The organism is Paenibacillus sp. GbtcB18 (assembly GCF_019091125.1).
GTDB classification, from domain to species: Bacteria; Bacillota; Bacilli; order Paenibacillales; family NBRC-103111; genus Paenibacillus_F; species Paenibacillus_F chitinolyticus.
The window spans coordinates 1-235 of sequence record NZ_JAGXJX010000877.1 but is presented as its reverse complement, the minus strand read 5'-3'; the positions used below and the strand labels follow the sequence as shown (position 1 = coordinate 235).

1 protein-coding gene is annotated in these 235 nt (G+C 54.9%); it reads left to right on the top strand.

Annotated features, from left to right (window positions below):
- Positions 1-41 precede the first annotated feature (41 nt).
- On the top strand, positions 42-235 hold a 194-nt coding region (locus KVT34_RS32915; RefSeq protein WP_369016309.1), incomplete at its 3' end, for an amidohydrolase family protein.

Genomic DNA, 235 nt, shown 5'->3' with positions numbered 1-235 from the left:
TAACCCGTCTAGATCACTTTTCAACGTTAACGCGCAAAGGACTGGGTATTGACGGTAATTCACTTGCAGGTAGCGGGGATATGTTTGCTACGTTACGGCTTATAGCGCTAACTCTGAGCGGAGCAACGAAAGACGAAACGCAGCCGGATGCACGCCAGCTGCTGGAGCTGGCTACCTGGCACGGCGCCGATACGCTGGGACTATCTGCCGTAACCGGTTCTCTGGAGCAGGGCAA